General features: G+C 73.4%; 7 protein-coding genes and 1 pseudogene. All 8 read left to right on the forward strand.

From position 1 onward, the window contains the following. Positions 1–135: 135 nt before the first annotated feature. Positions 136–6,441, forward strand: a pseudogene (locus JS521_RS21235) (SDR family NAD(P)-dependent oxidoreductase); the annotation flags it as partial. 50 nt (positions 6,442–6,491) lie between these two features. Next, entirely contained in the window at positions 6,492–6,971 is a 480-nt protein-coding gene (locus JS521_RS21240) for a sugar 3,4-ketoisomerase (RefSeq protein WP_239487602.1), read from the forward strand. Then, on the forward strand, positions 6,968–7,705 hold the full coding sequence (locus JS521_RS21245; RefSeq protein WP_307847930.1) for a class I SAM-dependent methyltransferase: 738 nt from the start codon (positions 6,968–6,970) through the stop codon (positions 7,703–7,705). The genes JS521_RS21240 and JS521_RS21245 overlap by 4 nt, the downstream gene beginning before the upstream one ends. A gap of 155 nt (positions 7,706–7,860) precedes the next feature. Beyond that, positions 7,861–8,763 carry an ABC transporter ATP-binding protein gene (locus tag JS521_RS21250; protein WP_205084536.1) on the forward strand — a complete coding sequence of 301 codons (903 nt, stop codon included), beginning with the start codon at positions 7,861–7,863 and terminating at the stop codon, positions 8,761–8,763. Beyond that, positions 8,760–9,542 (forward strand): ABC transporter permease, encoded by a 783-nt coding sequence (locus JS521_RS21255; protein WP_205084537.1) that lies wholly within the window; start codon positions 8,760–8,762, stop codon positions 9,540–9,542. Before JS521_RS21250 ends, JS521_RS21255 begins: the two co-directional genes overlap by 4 nt. Before the next feature lie 25 nt (positions 9,543–9,567). Further along, positions 9,568–10,866, forward strand: coding sequence for a sensor histidine kinase (locus tag JS521_RS21260; protein WP_205084538.1), 1,299 nt, complete (start codon positions 9,568–9,570; stop codon positions 10,864–10,866). Next, the gene (locus JS521_RS21265; RefSeq protein WP_205084539.1) at positions 10,856–11,509 is read left to right on the forward strand and encodes a response regulator; all 654 of its coding nucleotides are present in this window, start codon (positions 10,856–10,858) and stop codon (positions 11,507–11,509) included. Before JS521_RS21260 ends, JS521_RS21265 begins: the two co-directional genes overlap by 11 nt. A 273-nt stretch (positions 11,510–11,782) precedes the next feature. Continuing rightward, positions 11,783–21,600 (forward strand): type I polyketide synthase (locus JS521_RS21270; protein WP_205084540.1); only part of this gene is annotated, 9,818 nt, incomplete at its 3' end.

A 21,600-nucleotide genomic window follows, 5' to 3' on the forward strand; every position in this document is an offset into this window, starting at 1 on the left:
GCCTGGCGACGAGGCTGGCGGCGAGGTCGAGCCGGCGGCGCATACCGCCGGAGTACGTCTTCGCCATCCGGTCGCCCCCCTAACTCACTCCGAAAAGCAACACCAACAAGGCCCCCCGCCCCATGGCCCCCCGGCGGCCCGGTTCTCGTCACCGGCGGGACCGGCGCGCTCGGCCGCGAGGTCGCCCGCTGGCTCGCCCGGCGCGGCGTCACCGACCTGCTCCTCGTCAGCCGGTCGGGCCCCAGGGCCCACGGCGTCGGCGAACTGGTCGCCGAATTGGCCGAGACCGGAGCCACCGCGGTCGTCGCCGCCTGCGACGTCACCGACCGCGAGGCACTCGCCGCCCTGCTGGAACGCCACCCGGTGACCGGCGTCGTCCACACCGCGGGCGTCTCGACCACCGCGCCGCTGGCCACCACCTCACCGGCCGAGATCGCCGAGGACGCCCGCGCCAAGGTGCTCGGCGCGGTCCACCTGGACGCCCTGCTGGGCGACCGGGCCGACCTCTTCGTGCTGTTCTCCTCGATCGCCGGCGTCTGGGGCGGGGGAGGGCAGGCCGCGTACGCCGCCGCCAACGCCCACCTCGACGCGCTCGCCGAACGCCGACGGGCACACGGCCAGGTCGCCACCGCCGTGGCCTGGGGAGCCTGGGACGGCGGCGGCATGGTCACCGACCGGGACGCCGGTGACTACCTGCGGGACCGGGGCATCGCCCCCATGCCACCGCAGCTGTGCCTGGCCGCCCTGGCCTCCGCCGTCGACTCCGGCCGTGCCACCTGCGTGTTCGCCGATGTCGACTGGGACCGCTTCGTCCCCACGTTCACCGCCCGCCGGCCCAGCCCCCTGGTGGGCGACCTGCCGCAGACGACCACCGAGCGGTCCGACGCGCCCGAGACCACGGCCGGCACCGACGCCGGCACTGCGGGCCACGAGCTGCGCGCCAGGCTCAAAGCGGCCGACACCGCCGACCGGAACCGTCTCCTGCTCGACCTGGTGCGCACCGTGGTCGCCACCGTGCTCGGCCACACCGGACCCCAGGCCGTCGACCCCGACCGCGTCTTCACCGACCTCGGCATCGATTCGCTGACCGCGCTCCGGGTCCGCGACGGCCTGGCCGGGGCCACCGGCCTCCGGCTCCCGGGCACCCTGGTCTTCGACCACCCCACCGCCCGCGTCGCCGCCGCCGAACTCCTCGGTCTGCTCGGCGTCGCGGAACCGGCCGCCACGGCGGGGCCCGCACAACCCCCCGCGCCGGCCGAAGCGGACGACCCGGTCGCCATCGTCTCCATGAGCTGCCGCTACCCCGGCGGCGCCGACTCCCCGGAAAACCTCTGGGAGGTGGTCGCGACCGGGACCGACGCCATGTCGCCGTTCCCCGTGGACCGCGGCTGGGACCTGTCCGACACGAGCGGTTTCACCGCCGAGGGCGGATTCCTGCACGACGCCACGGAGTTCGACGCCGACCTGTTCGGCATCTCGCCCCGCGAGGCCGTCGCCATGGACCCCCACCAGCGACTGCTGCTGGAGAGCGCCTGGGAACTGCTGGAGCGCGGAGGCATCGCCCCGACCGCCGTACGCGGCACACGCACCGGCGTCTTCGTCGGCGCCTCCGCCGGCGGCTACGCCATGGCCGGCGTCCTGCCGGAGGGCTCCGAGAGCCATGTCATGACCGGCTCCTCCAACAGCGTGCTGTCCGGCCGCATCTCCTACATCTTCGGCCTGGAGGGCCCGGCGGTCACCGTGGACACGGCGTGTTCGTCGTCCCTGGTGGCCCTGCACCTGGCGGCGCAGTCGCTGCGCAACGGCGAGTGCTCCATGGCCCTCGCGGGCGGCGTCACCGTGATGCACTCGCCCGTCGTGTTCGCCGAGTTCGGCCGCCAGGGCGGCCTTGCCTCCGACGGCCGCTGCCGCTCCTTCGCCGCCTCCGCCGACGGCACCGGCTGGGGCGAGGGCGTGGGCCTGGTGCTGCTGGAGCGGCTCTCGGACGCACGCCGCAACGGGCACCGGGTGCTCGGGGTGCTGCGCGGCTCGGCCGTCAACCAGGACGGCGCGTCCAACGGCCTGACCGCCCCGAACGGCCCCGCGCAACAGCGGGTGATCCGCGCCGCGCTGGCCGCCGCCGGCCTGGAAGCGGGCGAGGTGGACGCCGTGGAGGCCCACGGCACGGGAACGAAGCTCGGCGACCCGATCGAGGCCCAGGCACTCCTGGCCACCTACGGCCAGGACCGCACCGAACCCCTCTACCTGGGGTCGGTGAAGTCCAACATCGGTCACACCCAGGCCGCTTCGGGCATCGCGGGCGTCATCAAGACCGTCGAGGCGATCCGCCGGGGCGTGCTGCCCAGGACCCTGCACGTGGACGAGCCGACCCCGGAGGTGGACTGGTCGGCCGGCGCCGTCGAACTCCTCACCGACGACCGGCCCTGGCCGCGGACGGGCCGTGCCCGCAGGGCCGGCGTGTCCTCGTTCGGGATCAGCGGCACCAACGCCCACGTCCTCATCGAGGAGGCTCCGCAGGAGCCCGAGACCGCACCGCTCCCGGCCGACGGGCCGGACCCTGCCACCCCCCTCCTGATCTGGCCGGTCTCCGGCCGGTCCGAGGCCACTTTGCGGGCCCAGGCCGACCGGCTCCGCTCGCACGTCGACCGCACCGGCACCACGCTCGACCTGCGCGCCGCCGCCCGCCAACTGGCCACCGCCAGGGCCGCCCTGGAACACCGCGCCGTCGTGCTGGCACCCGACGCCGAAGGACTCCGCCTGGGCCTCGCCGGCCTCGCCGGGGCGACGGGCACCGGAGCCGAGATCGTCCGTGGCATCGCCGGGCGCGGCGACCTCGCCCTCGTCTTCTCCGGCCAGGGCGCCCAGCGCCCCGGCATGGGCCGCGAACTGTACGAGACCTACTCGGTGTTCGCCGACGCCTTCGACGCGGTCTGCGCCCACCTCGACCCGAACCTGGACCGCCCGCTGCGCGAGGTCGTCCTCCACGACGCCGACGCCCTGGGCCGCACCGCCTGGACCCAGCTCGGCCTCTTCGCCTTCGAGGTCGCGCTCTTCCGCCTGCTGGAATCCTGGAGCGTGGCCCCCGACCGGCTGGCCGGGCACTCCGTGGGCGAACTCGCCGCCGCACACGTCGCCGGCGTCCTCTCGCTCGCCGACGCCTGCACCCTGGTGGCCGCCCGGGGACGGCTCATGGGGGCGCTGCCCGAAGGCGGCGCGATGATGTCCGTGCGGATGACCGAGGCCGAGGCGGGCGCCGCGCTGAGCGGTTACGAGACCCGCGTAGCGGTCGCCGCCGTCAACAGCCGGGAGGACGTCGTCCTCTCCGGCGACGCCGACGCCCTGGCGGAACTGGCCGAGGAAGGCAGGCTGACCGGCCGGACGATCCGCCACCTGGATGTCTCGCACGCCTTCCACTCCCCGCGCATGGACCCCGTGCTGGACGAATTCGCCGACGTGGCCGCGTCCCTGGAGTACCACCCCGCCCGCATCCCGCTCGTGTCCACGGTCACCGGGCTCCCCGACGACGGAACCATGTCCACCCCGCAGTACTGGGTCCGCCAGATACGCGCCACCGTTCGCTTCGCCGACGCCGTCCACACCCTGCTCGACCAGGGCGTGACCCGCTTCGCCGAGATCGGGCCCGGCGCCGCGCTCACCGTCCCGCTGGAGCGGACCCTGGAACGCGCCCGCTCCCTCGACGACACCACCGGCACTCTCTGCGTGGCGCTCCAACGCTCCGGCAGGCAGGAGCCCGCCGCGCTGCTCACTGCCGTCGCCCGGCTGCACACGGCCGGTGTTCCCATCGGCTGGGACGCGCTTCTGGGGCCCGTCACCGGCCCCCGCCCCGACCTGCCGACGTACGCCTTCCAGCGGCGCCGCTACTGGCCCGAGCCGTACCCCGCCGCGGCACCGGACGGCGCGCCCATCGGCCGCTACCAGGTGACCTGGCGCCCCATGCTCGAACCGGAGCACGTGGTGCCGCACGGAACCTGGCTCGCGGTGACCGCCGGGGACGGGAACGCCGCCGGCCTGCTCGCGCTGCTGCGCGAGCAGGGTATGCGCGTGACCGAAGTCCCCGACGCCCGTGGCAGCAGAGAGGCCTGTGCCGATGCACTGCGGCGCGCGTACGACGACGGGCCGACGGTCACCGGAGTGCTCTGCCTGGCAGCGGAGCCCGGTGACGTCCTCACCCTCGCCCAGGCACTCGGCGACATCGCGGCGGACGCGCCCCTGTGGTGCCTGACCACAGGCGCGGTCGCCACCGGCCCGGCCGACCCGCCCGCCGTCCCGGCCCACGCCGCCGTCTGGGGACTGGGCCGCACCCTGGGTCTTGAGGCCCCGCACCGCTGGGGCGGCCTGGTGGACCTGCCCGCGCGCCCCGACCCGAGGACCGCGGCGCGGCTGGCCGCGCTGCTCGCCGCCGGCGGCGCCGGCGAGGACCAGATCGCCCTGCGTGCCACTCCCATGGCCCGCAGGATCGTCACCGCCCCGCCGGCCGGCGCCGCACCCTGGCAGCCCTCGGGCACCGTGCTGGTCACCGGCGGAACCGGCCGCCGGGGCCGGGCGCTCGCCACGGCGCTCGCCTCGAACGGAGCCGAACACCTGGTACTGCTCGGCCGCCGGGGCGCCGAAGCCCCCGGTGCCCGCGAGTTCGCCGAGAGCCTGCCCGTCGACGTCACCTTCGCCGCCGCGGACGTCACCGACCGGGCCGCCGTCACCGAGGCGCTGGCGGCGATCCCCGCCGACCGTCCCCTCACCGCCGTGTTCCACACGGTGGGCTCGGGCGAGGACACCCCCTGGACGGAGCTGAGCCCCGGCGACCTGCGCGCGGTGGCCGCGGCCGACGGGGCCCGGGTGCTGCACGAGGTGACCCGCGAACTGGCCACCGGTCCGCAGGCGTTCGTCCTTGTCTCCTCGGTGACCGGCATCTGGGGCGGCACCGGAGCAGCCGCACGGGCCACCGCGAGCGCCCGAATGGACGCCCTCGCCGCACACCGGCACTCCCTCGGCCTGCCCGCGACCTCCATCTCCTTCGGGCCGTGGGCGACGGGAGGGGAGAACACGGCCGCGCAGCGGCAAGGTCTGCGCCCCGTGGACCCCGGCACGGTCTGGTCCGCCCTGCGCGAGGCCGTGGCCGGTCCGGCACCCTGCGCCGTCGTCGCCGACGTGGACTGGGAACGCTTCCACCGCGCCTACACCCTGGCCCGGCACCGCCCGCTCTTCGATGAACTCCCGTCGGTCCGGGCCCTGTCCGCCGCCGTGCACGACCCGGCACCGGAACCGGGCAGGACCCCCGGTCTCACCGGCCCGGACCGGCACGGGGCGGCACTCGAACTCGTCCGCAGCACCGCCGCGACGGTGCTCGGGCACACCGACGCCGCGTCCGTCGCCCCCGACCGGCCGTTCCTGGAACTCGGCGTCGACTCGCTCGCCGCGCTGGAGATCCGCAGCACCCTGGAACAGGCGACGGGCCTGTCGCTGCCGGGCACCCTCGTCTTCGAGCACCCCACGCCCGCCGCCCTCGCCCGCCACCTCGCCGCCACGGCCGCCGACGGCCGGTCCCCGGGCAGCACGGTGCCTGCCGTCACGCTCGGCATCTCGCCCACCGACCGCAACCCGGTCGGCCTGCTGGACTCCCTCTACCGGGAGGCTGTGGCCACCGGGAGGATCAAGGAATTCCTCGAACTGGTCGGCGAAACAGCGAAGTTCCGGCCGATGGCCGACGATGTCGCCGAAGCGGGCGGACCTGCGGTGCTCACCACCCTGGCCGACGGCCCGGCGCCCGAGCTGCTGGTCTGTGTCAGCGGCCTGACAGCCGGCGGCGGTCCCCAGGAGTTCGTCCGGCTGGCCGCGCCACTGCGCGGCGCGCGGCGCGTGGCCGCGGTTCCCGTCCTCGGCTACGGCCGTGGCGAGTTGCTGCCCGCGACTCCCGAAGTCGCCCTGGACTGGCAGGCCCAGGGCATCATCGCCCACGCCCAGGACACCCCGGTCGTCCTCTTCGGGCACTCGGGCGGCGCGATCCTCGCCCACCGCCTGGCGGTACGCCTGGCCGAACTCGGCTCACCACCAGCCGGGTTGGTGCTGGCGGACGTCTACCGGCTGGACGACCCGCTGATGGCCGACTGGAGCGCCGAGCTCTCCGAAGGGATCTTCGACCGGGCGGAGCAGTTCGTGGCCATGGACGACAGCCGTCTCACCGCGATGACCTGGTACGGCAGCCTGTTCTGGGAGAAGCCGCGCCCCGACAGCCGCATTCCCACCCTCCTGCTGCGTGCTTCACAACCGCTGCGCGCGCCCGCCGACGGCCGCGACTGGCGCAGCTCCTGGAAGGCGGCCCGCGACATCGTCGACGTGCAGGGCAACCACTTCACGATGATGGCCGAGTACGCCGGGACCACGGCTCGCGCGGTCCACCGGTGGATCGAGGAACTGCCCCGATGACCGAGGCGAAGCCCACCCCGCCGACACATCCCACACCCGAGGAAGGCCCCATGGCCCCTGACCAGACCCCCGAGGCTCCCCTCGCGGCGGTGCGCGGTTGCCGTCTCGTCACGCTCCCGGACAACACCGACCCGCGTGGCTCGCTCACCGTGATCGAGCAGGGACAGCAGATCGGCTTCCCGATCGAGCGGGTCTTCTTCGTGCACGGAGTGCCTCGGCAGGCCGTCAGAGGGCTGCACATGCACCGGGAACTGCACGAGCTCATCGTGGCCGCCACCGGATCCTTCGAGGTGGTCGTGGACGACGGCTTCGCGCGCGCCCGGGTGCGCCTGGACCGCCCGGGTCAGGCGCTCCACGTGGAGCCCGGCGTGTGGACCGAGTTCGCCGACTTCTCGCCCGACGCGATCTGCCTGGTACTCGCCTCGGCCCCGTACGAACTGGACGACTACCTCTACGACTACGACGAGTTCGTGCGGACCGCACGCCGTCATCCACAGACGACCGGACGACCACAAGGAGCAGACGAGTGAGCACCGACGGGCACGGCAGCATCTACGACCGCGGCGAGATGTACGAGGCCTTCTACCGGGGCCGGGGCAAGGACTACACGGGTGAGGCCGCACTGGTGACGTCCCTGGTACGGGACCGGCTGCCGGAGGCCGACTCGCTGCTGGACGTCGCCTGCGGATCCGGGGACCACCTCTCGCGCTTCGCCGACTCGTTCGGGCACGTCGAGGGCCTCGATCTGTCCGAGGACATGGTGCAGCTGGCCCGGAAGAACACCGGGGTCCCCATCCACCGGGGCGACATGCGCGATTTCACCCTCGACCGCACCTTCGGCGCGGTGGTGAGCTTGTTCAGCGGAGTGGCCTACTGCGCCGACGTCGACGAACTCAGCGCGACACTCCGCTGTTTCGCCCGGCACCTCTCGCCGGGCGGCGTCATCGTCATCGAACCCTTCTGGCTTCCCGAGGACTTCCTGGAGGGCTACGTGGGCACCGACACGGTCGAGTCGGGCGGGCGTACCTACGTCCGCGTCTCCCACTCCGTCCGGGACGGCGGCGTCAGCCACATGGAGGTGCACTATCTGGTGGCCTCGGCGGAGAGCGGTGTCACGCACTTCTCCGACGTGCACCGCACCACGCTGTTCACCCGCGAAGAGTACGAGAGCGCCTTCGCCCGCGCGGGGTGCGAGGTCGAGTACGTGAAGGACCCGCTCGCACCGCGTGGCCTGTTCGTCGGGACCACCGCCCCCGCGGCCTGACGGCAGACGCGCCTCGCGAGGAAATCTCAGGGTGTAGTCAGGGTCGTAGGGGTCACGCGGTAGGGGGGACGTAAGGGGGATCAACCGATCGGTTGATCCCCCTGCGAGCGTGATGGGCGATGTGCCGGCCCGGTCCGGTCCGGCACTGTGGAAACATGACTCTCATTGAAGTGAGCGACCTGCGCAAGAGCTACGGCGGACGCCCCGTCGTGGACGGCGTCTCCCTCGCGGTGGAGGAGGGCGAGATCTTCGGGGTCCTCGGCCCCAACGGCGCCGGCAAGACCACCACCGTCGAGTCCATCCTCGGTCTGCGCGCTCCGGACAGCGGCACGATCCGCGTGTGCGGGCTGGACCCGTCCGCCGACCGCGCGAAGACGACACTCATCGTGGGCGCGCAGCTGCAGGAGAGCGAACTGCAGGGCAAGCTCACCGTTGCCGAGTCGCTCCAGCTGTTCGCCGGCTGCTACCCCCGCCCGGCCGACTGGCGCACCCTGGCCGGGCGCCTCGGCCTGGAGGAGAAGCTCAACACCCGTTTCGCGCAGCTGTCCGGCGGCCAGCAGCAGCGGCTGGCCATCGCGCTCGCACTGATCGGCAACCCCCGGGTCGTCGTCCTGGACGAGCTGACGACCGGCCTGGACCCGGCGGCGCGGCGCGAGGTGTGGTCGCTGATCGAGGAAGTCCGGGCGAGCGGCGTCACCATCCTCCTCGTCACGCACTTCATGGAAGAAGCACAACGTCTGTGCGACCGGGTCGCGATCTTCGACCGGGGGCGGGTCGTCGCACTGGACACCCCGTCCGGCCTGGTGGCGCAGACCGCGAGCGGCACCGTCATCTCCTTCACCCCCTCCCGCCCGCTGGAGGAAGACGTCCTCGCCGCCCTGCCGGGCCTCGCCTCCGTCACGCACCGCGACGGAAGGGTGACCCTCGCCGGTACCGACGAGACCGTCAACGCGGTGATCAGCCTGCTCGCCCGCAACCGGGTGAGCGCCCACCAGCTGCGTGTCACCGACTCCACTCTCGATGACGCCTTCCTCGACCTGACGGGAGCCGACGCATGAGCGCCGCCACCGCATCCCCCGCAACTTCCACCACCAGGCCTCGTCCCGGCCGGGCCGTGCTGCGCGCTGAGCTGATCCTGTTCTTCCGCGAGCCCGGCTCGGTGTTCTGGGTCATGGCCTTCCCCACGCTGCTGCTGCTGGCGCTCGGCTTCATCCCGTCCATGACGGAGCCCAAGGAGGAGATCGGCGGCCTTTCCACCGTCGAGGCCTACGTGCCCGTCGCCGTCCTCCTCTCGATGATCATGGCTGGTCTGATGGCCATGCCTCCGGTGATCACCGGCTACCGCGAGCGCGGCATCCTGCGCCGGATGTCCACCACACCCGTGCGCCCCACCGCCGTTCTCGGCGCCCAGGTGGGACTGCACGCCGTCGCCTCGCTGATCTCCGCTGTGCTCACCATCGCGGTGGGACGCATCTTCTCCGACGTCGCCCTGCCGGGCCAGATCGTGGGCTACCTGCTGACCCTGCTGCTGGCCGTGGTGTGCGTGCTGGCGCTCGGCTCGCTGATCTCCGCGCTGTCCCCCAACACGAAGATGGCCCAGGCCGTCAGCATCTCCGTGTTCTTCCCCGCGATGTTCGCGGCCGGCGTCTACATGCCCATCCAGCAGATGCCCGACCTCATGGCCAACATCGTGGAGATGCTGCCCTTCGGCGCCGCCGCCCAGGCCCTGAACCAGGCCACCGCCGGCGACTGGCCGGACCTGATCCACCTCGGTGTACTGGCCCTGTGGACGCTGGTGCTGTCCGCGGCCGCCGCACGCTGGTTCCGCTGGGAGTGACGAGGTGTCACACGCGCCGGGTGCCATGACTGATACTGAGGGCGTGGCACCCGACGCAACCTCCCCGGTCACCGAGCCGCAGGCCGCGCGCGAAGCACAGCCGCGCCTGCTCCTGCGCTTCAGCCCACCCGTCCTTCTCGGCCTCAGCCTGGTGCTCGCCGCGGCGACCTCGTCCCTGGTCGGCATGGACGCCGCCGAGTGGGTGGCGGGGGGCGTACTCGCCGCCGCGGCGCTCGTCCTGCAGCTGTGGTGGGACCGGGTGGCACGCAGCCGGCCCGGCCCCAGCGCGGTCGGCGCCGCGTACTACTCGCTCCGCTCGGTCCTGGCGTTCGGCCTGGCCTGGATCAACCCGTTCTGCGCCTTCTACGCCGCGGTCGGCTGCTTCGACATCGAGCGGCTGGTGCCCCGCCGCTGGATCCCCCTCGGCCTGCTGGCCACCGCGACGACCATCGCCGGAGCGCAGATCGGAGGCATGCCGCCCGACGACACGGCGAGCTGGGTGTTCTACGGCATGCTGGTCGCAGCCAACATGGGCATCTTCCTGACCGTCCAGCAAGACGCCGGGAAGGAGGAGGACCGGGCCCGGAAGCGGGTGGCGACCATCCGCGAGCTGGAGCACGCCAACCTCGCGCTGGAGCGGGCCCTGGTGGAGAACGCCGCCCTGCACGACCAACTCCTGCTCCAGGCGAGGGAAGCCGGGATCGCCGACGAACGCCGCCGGCTGGCGGCCGAGATCCACGACACCGTCGCCCAGGACCTGACCGGCGTCATCACCCAGCTCCAGATCGTCACCGACACCCAGGAACAGGAGATGGCCCGCGTCCACGCCGAACGAGCTCTGCAGCTGGCCCGCCACAGCCTCGGCGAGGCACGCCGGGCCGTCGCCAACCTCGCCCCCGTCGCGCTGGCCGAGGACGACCTGCCCGGGGCACTGAAGAAGACCGTCGTCCGCTGGTCCGAACGCACCGGTTTACCAGCCGAGTTCACCCTCATCGGCACCGACGAACCGCTGCACGAGGAGGTGGAGGCGACGCTGCTGCGCATCGCGGCGGAAGCACTGTCCAACACGGCACGCCACGCGAAGGCCACCCGGGTCGGCGTGACCCTGTCCTACATGGGCGACGAGGTCGTGCTCGACGTGCGCGACGACGGCCACGGCTTCGACCCCTCAGCCCTGCCCGAGCGCGACACCGCGTCCGGATTCGGCCTGAAAGGCATGCGCGCCCGCGCGGAGCGGCTGGCGGGGGAACTGACCGTGGAAGCCGAGCCGGGCCTGGGCACTGCCGTGTCCGCACGCGTACCGCTGGTGCCCAGTGAACGCTGAGAACGACGGGACGATCACCCTGCTGATCGCCGACGACCACCCGGTGGTGCGCGACGGCCTGCGCGGCATACTGGAGCCCGCGGACGGCTTCACCGTGCTCGGAGAGGCGTCCGGCGGCACGGAGGCGGTGGAGATGACGCTGCGCATGGACCCGGACGTCGTCCTGATGGACCTGCGCATGTCGGCCGGCAACGGCGTGGAGGCCATCGCCGAGCTGACCCGGCGTGGCGCACGGGCCCGCGTCCTGGTGCTCACCACCTTCGACACCGACTCCGACACCCTCCCCGCGATCGAGGCCGGGGCGACGGGATACCTGCTGAAGGACGCGCTGCGCGACGAACTGTTCGCCGCCATCCGGGCAGCGGCGGAGGGCCGCACCGTGCTGTCCCCGGCAGTCGCCTCACGCCTTGTCACGGCGGTACGCCGCCCCGCCGTACCGCCCGTCGACGACACGCTCTCCGCGCGGGAGGTGCAGGTGCTGGAACAAGTGGCACGCGGCGCGTCGAACCGCGAGATCGCTCGCCGGCTGTTCATCAGCGAGGCGACGGTCAAGACCCATCTGATCCACATCTACGGCAAGTTGGACGTGAGGGACCGGGCCGCGGCGGTGGCGGTCGCCTACCAGCGGGGCATCCTCGGCTGACCGCCGACACCACCGGCCCCGGAGGGAGAACGCCACGAAACCCAGTCGCCTCCTCCCCCCTGGGCCGGACCGCGCCGCCGCCCCCTAGTCGCCTGGTCAGGGGCGGCGGCGCGAAGGCTAGGGGTTGGCCGCTTGTCAGGCCCCTCGCTAGCGTCGGAGTGCTTCAGTCGAGGAAAAGCGGCCGGAACACGGTGGGAGCGTAACCACCTGCCCCGGCAGCCGGCCGGACTCACGTCCGGCGAACTCGCGCCGTCAAGTGATTTCGGGGCATTCATGTCGGATACGTACACCGGTGGTTCCGAGGCCTTCGCGATCATCGGGTACGCGTGCAGGCTGCCCGGCGCGCCCGGACCGGCACCACTGTGGGACCTGCTCGCCACAGGAACCGACGCGATCACCGAGACCCCCTCCGACCGCGTGCGCGTCCCCGGAGCCACCCGCGGCGGATTCATCGAACACCCCGCCCACTTCGACGCAGGCTTCTTCGGCATCTCCCCGCGCGAGGCCGCCGCCACCGACCCGCAGCAGCGCCTGGCTCTCGAACTCGCCTGGGAGGCGCTGGAGGACGCCCGGCACATCCCCGCCGACCTCAGCGGCAGCAGCACCGGCGTCTTCCTCGGCGCGATCTGGGACGACTACGCCGCACTCCTGCACCGCGAGGGCGACACCGGCATCGACCGGCACTCCATGCCGGGGCTGCAGCGCGGCCTCATCGCCAACCGCCTGTCCTACACCCTCAAACTGCACGGCCCCAGCCTCACCGTGGACGCCGGCCAGTCCTCCTCCCTGGTCTCCGTCCACCTCGCCTGCGAGAGCCTGGCGCGCGGTGAGTCCGAGCTGGCGCTCGCCGGCGGCGTCAACCTCATCCTCGCCCCCGACAGCACCGTCTCCGCGCTGCGCTTCGGCGGACTCTCCCCGGACGGCCGCTGCTTCACCTTCGACGAACGCGCCAACGGATTCGTCCGCGGTGAGGGCGGCGCTGTCGTCGTCCTCAAACCGCTGGCCCGGGCCCTCGCCGACGGCGACCGGATCCACGCGGTCATCCACGGCAGCGCCATCAACAACGACGGCGGCGGCCCCAGCCTCACCACCCCCAGCGCCACTGCCCAAGAGGCCGTCCTCCGCGCCGCCCACGCCCGCGCCGGGGTCGCCCCCGACGCTGTCGGCTACGTCGAACTGCACGGCACCGGCACCCCGGTCGGCGACCCCGTCGAGGCCGCGGCTCTCGGCGCCGCCCTCGGCGTCGCACGCACCGCGCCGCTGCCTGTCGGCTCGGTGAAGACCAACATCGGGCACCTCGAGGGCGCCGCCGGCATCGCAGGCTTGCTGAAGGCCACGCTCGCCGTCGAACGGAACGTCGTGCCGCCGAGCCTCAACTTCCGCTCCGCGCCCGCCGGTATTCCGCTGGAACGGCTGAACCTGCGGATGCAGACCGAGGCGACCCCCCTGGGCGGCGGAGGATTCGTCGGAGTCAGCTCGTTCGGCATGGGAGGGACCAACTGCCACCTGGTGCTGGGCCCCGCACCCGACCCGGCGCCCCACCCGGCCACGAAGCCCCCGGCCGTCGTCGGGAGCACCCTCCCCGTGCCCGTGCTGATCTCCGGCCACACCGCGCAGGCCCTGCGCTCCCAAGCCGCCCGGCTGAAGGACGCGGTGGAGAGCGCCGACCTGGCCGTGGCGGACGTGGCGCACTCGCTGGCCACCACCCGCACCCGCTTCGCCCGACGCGCCGTGCTCCTCGCCGAGAACCAGGAGCAACTGCTCACCCAGCTCGACGCGGTGGCCGCCGGACTGCCGGCGCCAGGCACCAGCGAGGGCACCGCGCGCACCGGACGGCTGGCCATGGTCTTCTCCGGGCAGGGTTCGCAATGGCCCGCCATGGCCGCCGAACTCCTCGACACCGACGAGGTATTCACCCGTACGGTTCACGCCTGCGCGGAAGCGCTCGCCCCGCACACCGACTTCTCACTGACGGACGTCCTGCACGGCGCCGAGGGCGCGCCCACGCTGGAGCGCGTCGACGTGGTGCAGCCCGCACTCTTCGCCGTGATGGTGGCGCTGGCAGAGACCTGGCGGTCGCTGGGCGTGGTGCCCGACGCCGTCACCGGACACTCCCAGGGCGAGATCGCCGCGGCGTGCGTGGCGGGCGCGCTGTCGCTGGAGGACGCGGCCAAGGTGGTCGCACTTCGCAGCCGCGCCATCGGCGCCCTCGCCGGGCAGGGCGGAATGCTGTCCGTGCAGGCCGGAGCCGCACAGGTACGCCCGTGGCTCGACGACACGCCCGCGCTCTCGATCGCCGCCGACAACGGGCCCACCGCGGTCGTGGTCTCGGGGCCGGACGACGCACTCGACGACTTCGCGGCACGGTGCGCGTCGCACGGCGTCGACACCAAGCGCATTCCGGTGGACTACGCCTCGCACTCGGCGCACGTCGAACAGATCCACGACGAGCTGCTGACCGCGCTCGCGGACATCGAACCCCGTACGTCCGAGCTGCCGTTCCTGTCCACCGTCACCGGGGAGTGGATGGACACAGCCGGCCTGGACGCCGCCTACTGGTACCGGAACCTGCGGTCCACCGTCGAGTTCGCCGCCGCCGTCCGGCGGCTGGCCGACGAGGACTTCCGCTTCATCGTCGAAGCCACCCCGCACCCGGTGCTGGTGGCCGCCGTACGTGACACCCTGGCCGAGCTGGACGGGCCCGAAACCACGGTGGTCGGCTCCCTGCGGCGCGGCGAAGGAGGGCGCGCGCGGCTGCTCGGCTCCGCTGCCGAACTGCTCGCCCACGGCCGCGACGTCCGTCTGCCCGCCCCACCGGGTACGGTCGTGGACCTGCCCACGTACGCCTTCCAGCGAGAGCGCCACTGGAGGCCCGGCGCGGGCGCCGCGCAGTGGAACGGCTCCGCCGGGCCCGTCCGGGACGCCGCCCCGGACACCGGCGCCGATCCTGACACCGCCGCGGCCCCGGACAACTCCCTGCGCGACCGACTGCGCACCCTCTCACCGCAGACCGCCCGCAGCACGGTGGGGGAGCTGGTCCGGTCCCACGCCGCCGTGGTCGGCGGGTTCGCCGCGGCCGGGGACGTGGACCCCGAGCTGCCCTTCAAGGCCCTCGGGATCGCCTCCCTGACCCTGGTCGAGCTGCGGGACCGGCTCGCCGCCGCCACCGGACTCGCCCTGCCGCCCACCTTCCTCTTCGACCACCCCACCCCGGCCGCGGCCGCCCGCCGTCTGTGCGACGCACTGCGCGGTGAGGACACCGCCGCCCCCTCCCGCACCACGGCCTCCCCGGCCCGCGCCGACGGCGACGACCCCGTCGTCATCGTCGCCATGGCCTGCCGCTTCCCCGGCGGCATCGACTCGCCCGCGGCGCTGTGGGAAGCGCTGAGCGAAGGCCGCGAGGTACTGACCGGCCTTCCCGAGGACCGGGGCTGGCAGCCGTCCCTGGCCGCGCTGGACACCCCGCTTCCCACGGCCGGCGGATTCCTCGACGACATCGCGGGCTTCGACGCCGCACTCTTCGGAATCTCGCCGCGCGAGGCCGCCGCCATGGACCCGCAGCAGCGGCTGCTCCTCGAGGTCGCATGGGAGGCTCTGGAGCGGCTTGGCACCGAACCGGCCGACTTGCGCGGCAGCCGCACCGGCGTTTTCGTCGGAGCCACCGCACAGGACTACGGCCCCCGGATGTACGAGCCCGCCGAGAGCTCCGAGGGCTATCTGCTGACCGGCACGACCGCCAGCGTCGCCTCCGGCCGCATCGCCTACGCCTTCGAGTTCGACGGCCCGGCGGTGACCGTGGACACGGCGTGCTCGTCGTCCCTGGTGGCCCTGCACCTGGCCGCGCAGTCGCTGCGCAACGGCGAGTGCTCCATGGCCCTGGCGGGCGGCGTCACCCTGATGGCCACACCCGGCGTCCTCGTCGAGTTCGCACGGCAGGACGGCCTCTCCCCGGACGGCCGCTGCAAGGCATTCGGAGCGCAGGCCGACGGCACCGGGTGGTCCGAGGGCGTGGGCGTGCTGGTCCTGCGCCGCCTGTCCGACGCCCTGGCCGACGGGCAGCACGTCCTGGCCGTCCTGCGGGGATCCGCCGTCAACTCCGACGGGGCCTCCAACGGACTGACCGCACCCAACGGCCTGGCACAACAGCGGGTGATCCGGGCGGCCCTCGAAACGGCCGGTCTGGAGCCGCACGAGGTGGACCTGGTGGAGGCCCACGGCACCGGCACGCGGCTCGGTGACCCGATCGAGGCACAGGCGCTGCTGGCCACGTACGGGCAGGACCGGGACGCGGACCGCCCGCTGTGGCTGGGATCGCTCAAGTCCAACATCGGCCACACCCAGGCGGCGGCCGGCGTCGCCGGCGTCATCAAGACGGTCATGGCACTGCGGCACGGCGTGCTGCCCCGCACCCTGCACGTGAGCGAGCCCACGCCGCACGTGGACTGGTCGGCGGGCGCCGTGCAGCTGCTCACCGAGAACGTGACCCTGCCCCCCACGGACCGGCCCTACCGGGCGGGTGTGTCCTCGTTCGGCATCAGCGGCACCAACGCCCACGCGGTCATCGAGGCAGCACCCGAACCGGCCGCCCCCGACGAGGAAAGCACCCACCCCGGCCTCACGCTTCCCGTGCTCCTCTCCGGGCACGGCGCCGCCGCCCTGCGCGACCAGGCGGCCCGGCTGCGAGTCTTCCTGGACGCCGAACCATCCGTACCGCTGACCGCGATCGCACGGTCGTCGGCGATCACCCGCTTCCCCCTGGACCACCGCACAGCCGTCTTCGCCACCGACCGCGAGGAACTGGCGGCCCGCCTGGACGCGGTGACAGCGGGCCACGACGCGGCAGGCGTGCTGCACGGTGTCGCGGCACCCGGGCGTACGGGGTTCCTGTTCTCGGGTCAGGGGTCGCAGCGGCCGGGGATGGGCCGCGAGCTGTATGAAGCGTTCCCGGTGTTCGCGGATGCTTTTGATGCGGTGTGTGCCCGGGTGGATGTGGGCCGGCCGTTGCGTGGGGTGGTGTTCGGGGAGGATGCGGGTCTGCTGGAGCGGACGGTGTTCGCTCAGGCGGGTTTGTTCGCTGTGGAGGTGGCGCTGTTCCGGCTGGTGGAGTCGTGGGGGGTGGTCCCGGATGTTCTGGTGGGGCACTCGGTGGGTGAGCTGGCTGCCGCCCATGTCGCGGGGGTGCTGTCTCTGGACGACGCGTGTGCCTTGGTGTCGGCGCGCGGCAGGCTGATGGACGCGTTGCCCGCCGGCGGGGCGATGCTCGCCGTGGAGCTGGCCGAAGAGGCGCTTGTCCTGCCGGACGGGGTGGATCTCGCGGCGGTGAACGGGCCTGCTTCGGTGACGGTGTCGGGTGACGCGGAAGCGGTCGGCGCACTGGAGGAGGGGTTGCGCGGCGGCGGTGTGCGGGTGAAGCGGCTGGCGGTCTCGCACGCGTTCCACTCCCGTCTGATGGAGCCGATGCTGGCCGAGTTCACCACGGTCGCCGAGTCGTTGACGTACCACCCCCCGCAGATCCCCGTTCACACCACGGCCCCGGGGGCGATCGACACCCCTGCCTACTGGGTGGGACAGATCCGCGAACCCGTCCGCTTCGCCGACGCGGTCCGCCAGGCTCACGAGGTACGGACCTTCCTGGAACTCGGCCCCGACGGTGTCCTGTCCGCCCTCGTCCCGGCGCTTCTGGAAGAGGCTGTCGCCGTACCCCTGATGCGCCGCGGCCAGGACGACACCGCATCCGCCCACGCCGCCGCGGTGCTGTGGACCCGCGGCGTGGCACTCGACTGGACGGCCGTCGCCGGAACGCGCACCCCACGCCCCCTCGAACTGCCTTCCTACGCCTTCCAGCACACCCGCTACTGGACCTCCCAGACCTCCTCCACCATCACACTGGCCGCCGCCGGCCTGGTCGCGGCCGGCCATCCGCTGCTGAGCGCCTTCGTACCCCTGGCGGGCGACGGCCGGCAGGTCTGGACCGGCGTCATCGGCCTCGCCACCCACCCCTGGCTGGCCGACCACGTCGTCCACGGCCGGAAGGTGCTGCCCGGAACCGCCCTGGTCGATCTCGCCCTCCACGCGGGAGCCGATGCGGGGCTGCCCGGGCTCGCCGAGCTGACCCTGCGCGAGCCCCTGGTCCTGCCCGAACACGGCGGCCTCCAGATCCAGATGACCGTGGCCGGCCGGACAGTCGAGATCCACAGCCGTCCCGACGCCGATTCCGGAGCGCACTGGACCACACACGCCGTCGGCACCCTGGAGCCGGCCCGCACACCCGAGGACCTCCCCGGAACAGAAGACCCCTGGCACCCCACGGGCACGGCCACCCCACCCGTTTACGACGCACTCGCGGCCGCCGGACTCTCCTACGGCCCCGCCTTCCAGGGCCTGCGCGCCGCCTGGCGCGACGCAGACACCGTATACGCCGAAGTCGAGCTGCCCGAAGGGCCGCAGGCCGTGCTCTACGACGCCGCGCTCCACGGGCTTGGCGCCACCGGTCTCCTCCGCGAGGACGGCGCAACCCTGCTGCCGTTCGCCTGGTCCGGCGTGACCCGACACGCCATCGGCGCCACCACGCTCCGCGTCACCATGACCCGGAGCGGAGCCGACGAGTACGCGGTCCGCCTCTGCGACCCGACGGGCGCGCCCGTGCTGACGGTGCGCTCGCTCGCCTTCCGGCCCGTGACCGCCGACCGCATGGACGGCCCCTCCTCCGGGGTGCTCTACGGCGTCGACTGGACTCCCACCGGGGACGGGAACCGCGAAGTGCCTTTCGCAGCCGTACCGGTGGGCACCACCGACCTGCTCGACACGGTCACCGCGGCGGCCCCCTTCGCCGGCCTGGCCGCCTTGGCGGACGTCGAAGCCGTGCCCGGCACCATGCTTGCCTGTGTCGGCGTCGGCCCGGAGCCGTCCGCACCCGGCGCGGCGCTCGCGCAGCGCACGCACGACACGGTCACCGCCGTACTCGACCTGGTGCGCGCCTGGCTGGACGACGAGCGCTTCTCCGCCGGCAGGCTGCTCGTCGTCACCCGGAACGCCGTCGCCACAGCCGACGGTGAAAGCGTCGATCCCGCCGCCGCCGCGGTCTGGGGCCTGCTCCGGTCCGCGCAGGCCGAACACCCGGGCCGGTTCGGCCTGGCGGACCTGGACGGCACGGCCGCGTCGGCCTCCGCCCTCGCCGCCGGACTGCCCGTCGACACACCACAGACCGCCCTGCGCGCCGGCACCCCGCTGACCCCGCACGCGACCCGGCTACGGGTCGGCGCCAACCCGCCGTGGGGCCCGCACGACACCGTCCTGATCACCGGCGGCACCGGGGCTCTCGGCGCCCGCGTCGCCCGCCACCTGGTCTCCGCGCACCAGGTCACGGGTCTGGTACTGCTCAGCCGGCGCGGCCCCGAGGCGCCGGGCGCCGTCGAGCTCGCCGCCGAACTGACCGCGCAGGGCACCACCGTGGTCGTCGTCGCCGGCGACGCCGCCGACAGAGGCGACCTCGACCAGGTACTCGCCGACCACCCCATCACCTCCGTCGTCCACACCGCGGGCGTCCTCGACGACGGCCTGCTCACCTCGCTGACCCCCGAATGCGCCGCCGCGGTGCTGCGCCCCAAGGCCGAGGCGGCAGCTCTCCTCGACGAGGCGACCCGCGATCTCGATCTCACCTCCTTCGTGCTGTTCTCGTCCGTGGCCGCTTCCTTCGGCACCGCCGGCCAGGCGGCGTACGCAGCGGCCAACGCCTTTCTCGACGGCCTCGCCGCCCGCCGCCGCGCCCAGGACCTCCCCGCCGTCTCGGTCGGCTGGGGGCTGTGGGGCGGCGCCGAGGGCATGGCCGCCGGACTCGGCACGACGGACCGCGCGCGCTTCGCCGCCCTGGGCGGCGCGCTCGACCCCGCCCAAGGCGTAGGACTGCTCGACGCGGCCGCGGCCGCCGGGCCCGCTCACGTACTGGCCATGGCCACCGAACCCGCCCCCGGCGACGGACCCGTACCGCCGCTGCTGCGGCACCTGGCGCGCCCCGTGCTCCGCTCGGCCGCCGCCAAGCCGGCCACGGACACCGACGGCCTCGCCGCACTCCCGGAACCCGAACGGACGCGCACCGTAGAGGAGTTGGTACGGACAACCGTCGCGGCCGTGCTGGGACACCCCTCCGCCACGGGAGTGGACACCGACCGGACCTTCAAGGACCTCGGGTTCGACTCCCTCACCGGCGTCGAGCTGCGCAACCGGCTGGCCGCCGCCACCGGGCTGCGGTTGGCCGCCACCCTGGTCTTCTCCCACCCCAGCCCCGCCGCGCTGACCACCCACCTCTGCGAGGAGCTGAGCGGTAGGGCCGCCGTCGCAGCCGCACCGCGCCGGCGGAACGCCGCCGCGGCGGACGAGCCGATCGCCATCGTCGCGATGAGCTGCCGCTACCCGGGCGGTGTGGACAGCCCCGAGGAACTCTGGCGGATGGTCCGGGAAGGCCGGGACGGCATCACCGGTTTCCCCACCGACCGCGGCTGGGACCTCGCGCGCCTCCACGATCCCGACCCGTCCAGCCCCGGCACCACCTACGCACGGCACGGCGGCTTCCTGCACGCCGCAGCCGAGTTCGACGCCGAACTGTTCGGCATCTCGCCACGCGAGGCGCTGGCGATGGACCCGCAGCAACGGCTCCTGCTGGAGCTGTCCTGGGAGACCTTCGAGCGCGCCGGCATCGACCCGGCCCGCCTGCGCGGCAGCGACACCGGTGTCTTCGCCGGCGTCATGTACCACGACTACGCGGCTGCCGCCGAGGCCCTTCCCGAGACCGAGGGCTACCGGGCCACCGGAGGCGCCGGCAGCGTGGTATCCGGCCGGATCGCCTACACGTACGGGCTGGAGGGCCCGGCCGTCACGGTGGACACGGCATGCTCCTCGTCCCTGGTCGCGCTGCACCTGGCCGCCCGGTCGCTGCGTACGGGCGAGTGCTCGATGGCCGTCGTCGGGGGCGTCACCGTGATGTCCACGCCCAGCGTGTTCGTGGACTTCAGCAGACAGCGGGGACTCGCCCCCGACGGCCGTTGCAAGTCGTTCTCGGCGGACGCGGACGGCACCGGCTGGTCGGAAGGCGCCGGTGTGCTGCTGGTGGAGCGGCTGTCCGACGCACAGCGCAACGGGCACAACATCCTCGCGGTGGTGCGCGGCTCGGCCGTCAACCAGGACGGTGCGTCCAACGGCCTCACGGCGCCGAACGGCCTCTCGCAGCAGCGGGTCATCCGCGCCGCTCTCGCCGACGCCGGCCTGACGCCCGGCGAGGTGGACCTGGTGGAGGCGCATGGGACGGGAACGAAGCTGGGCGACCCGGTCGAGGCGGAGGCGCTGCTGGCCACGTACGGGCAGGACCGGGACGCGGACCGCCCGCTGTGGCTGGGATCGCTCAAGTCCAACATCGGCCACACCCAGGCGGCGGCCGGCGTCGGCGGCATCATCAAGACGGTCATGGCACTGCGGCACGGCGTGCTGCCCCGCACCCTGCACGCCGACACGCCCTCCTCGCACGTGGACTGGTCGGCGGGGGCAGTGGAACTGCTCACCGAGGAGAGGGAGTGGCCCACGGCCGGGCGACCCCGACGCGCGGCGGTCTCCTCGTTCGGGATCAGCGGCACCAACGCGCACACCATGATCGAACAGGCACCGGACGAACCCGCCTCCCTCCCGGGCCACCGGAAGCCGGACACGCTCGTGCCGTGGGCACTGAGCGGCGCCTCGCCGGAGGGCCTGCGCGCCCAGGCGGCCCGACTGCGCGCCACGGCCGCGGCCGAGGATCCGGCCGATGTCGGACTCTCCCTGGCGACCCGGCGTGCGGCGCTGGAGCACCGGGCGGTGGTCCTGGGAACGGGACGCGAGGAACTGCTGCACGCACTCGACGCGCTGGCGGCAGGACGAGGCAACGCGCCAGGCGGTGTCGCGGCACCCGGGCGTACGGGGTTCTTGTTCTCGGGTCAGGGGTCGCAGCGGCCGGGGATGGGCCGCGAACTGTATGAAGCGTTCCCGGTTTTCGCGGATGCTTTTGATGCGGTGTGTGCCCGGGTGGATGTGGGCCGGCCGTTGCGTGGGGTGGTGTTCGGGGAGGA

This window comes from Streptomyces durocortorensis, assembly GCF_016901035.1.
GTDB lineage: Bacteria > Actinomycetota > Actinomycetes > Streptomycetales > Streptomycetaceae > Streptomyces > Streptomyces durocortorensis.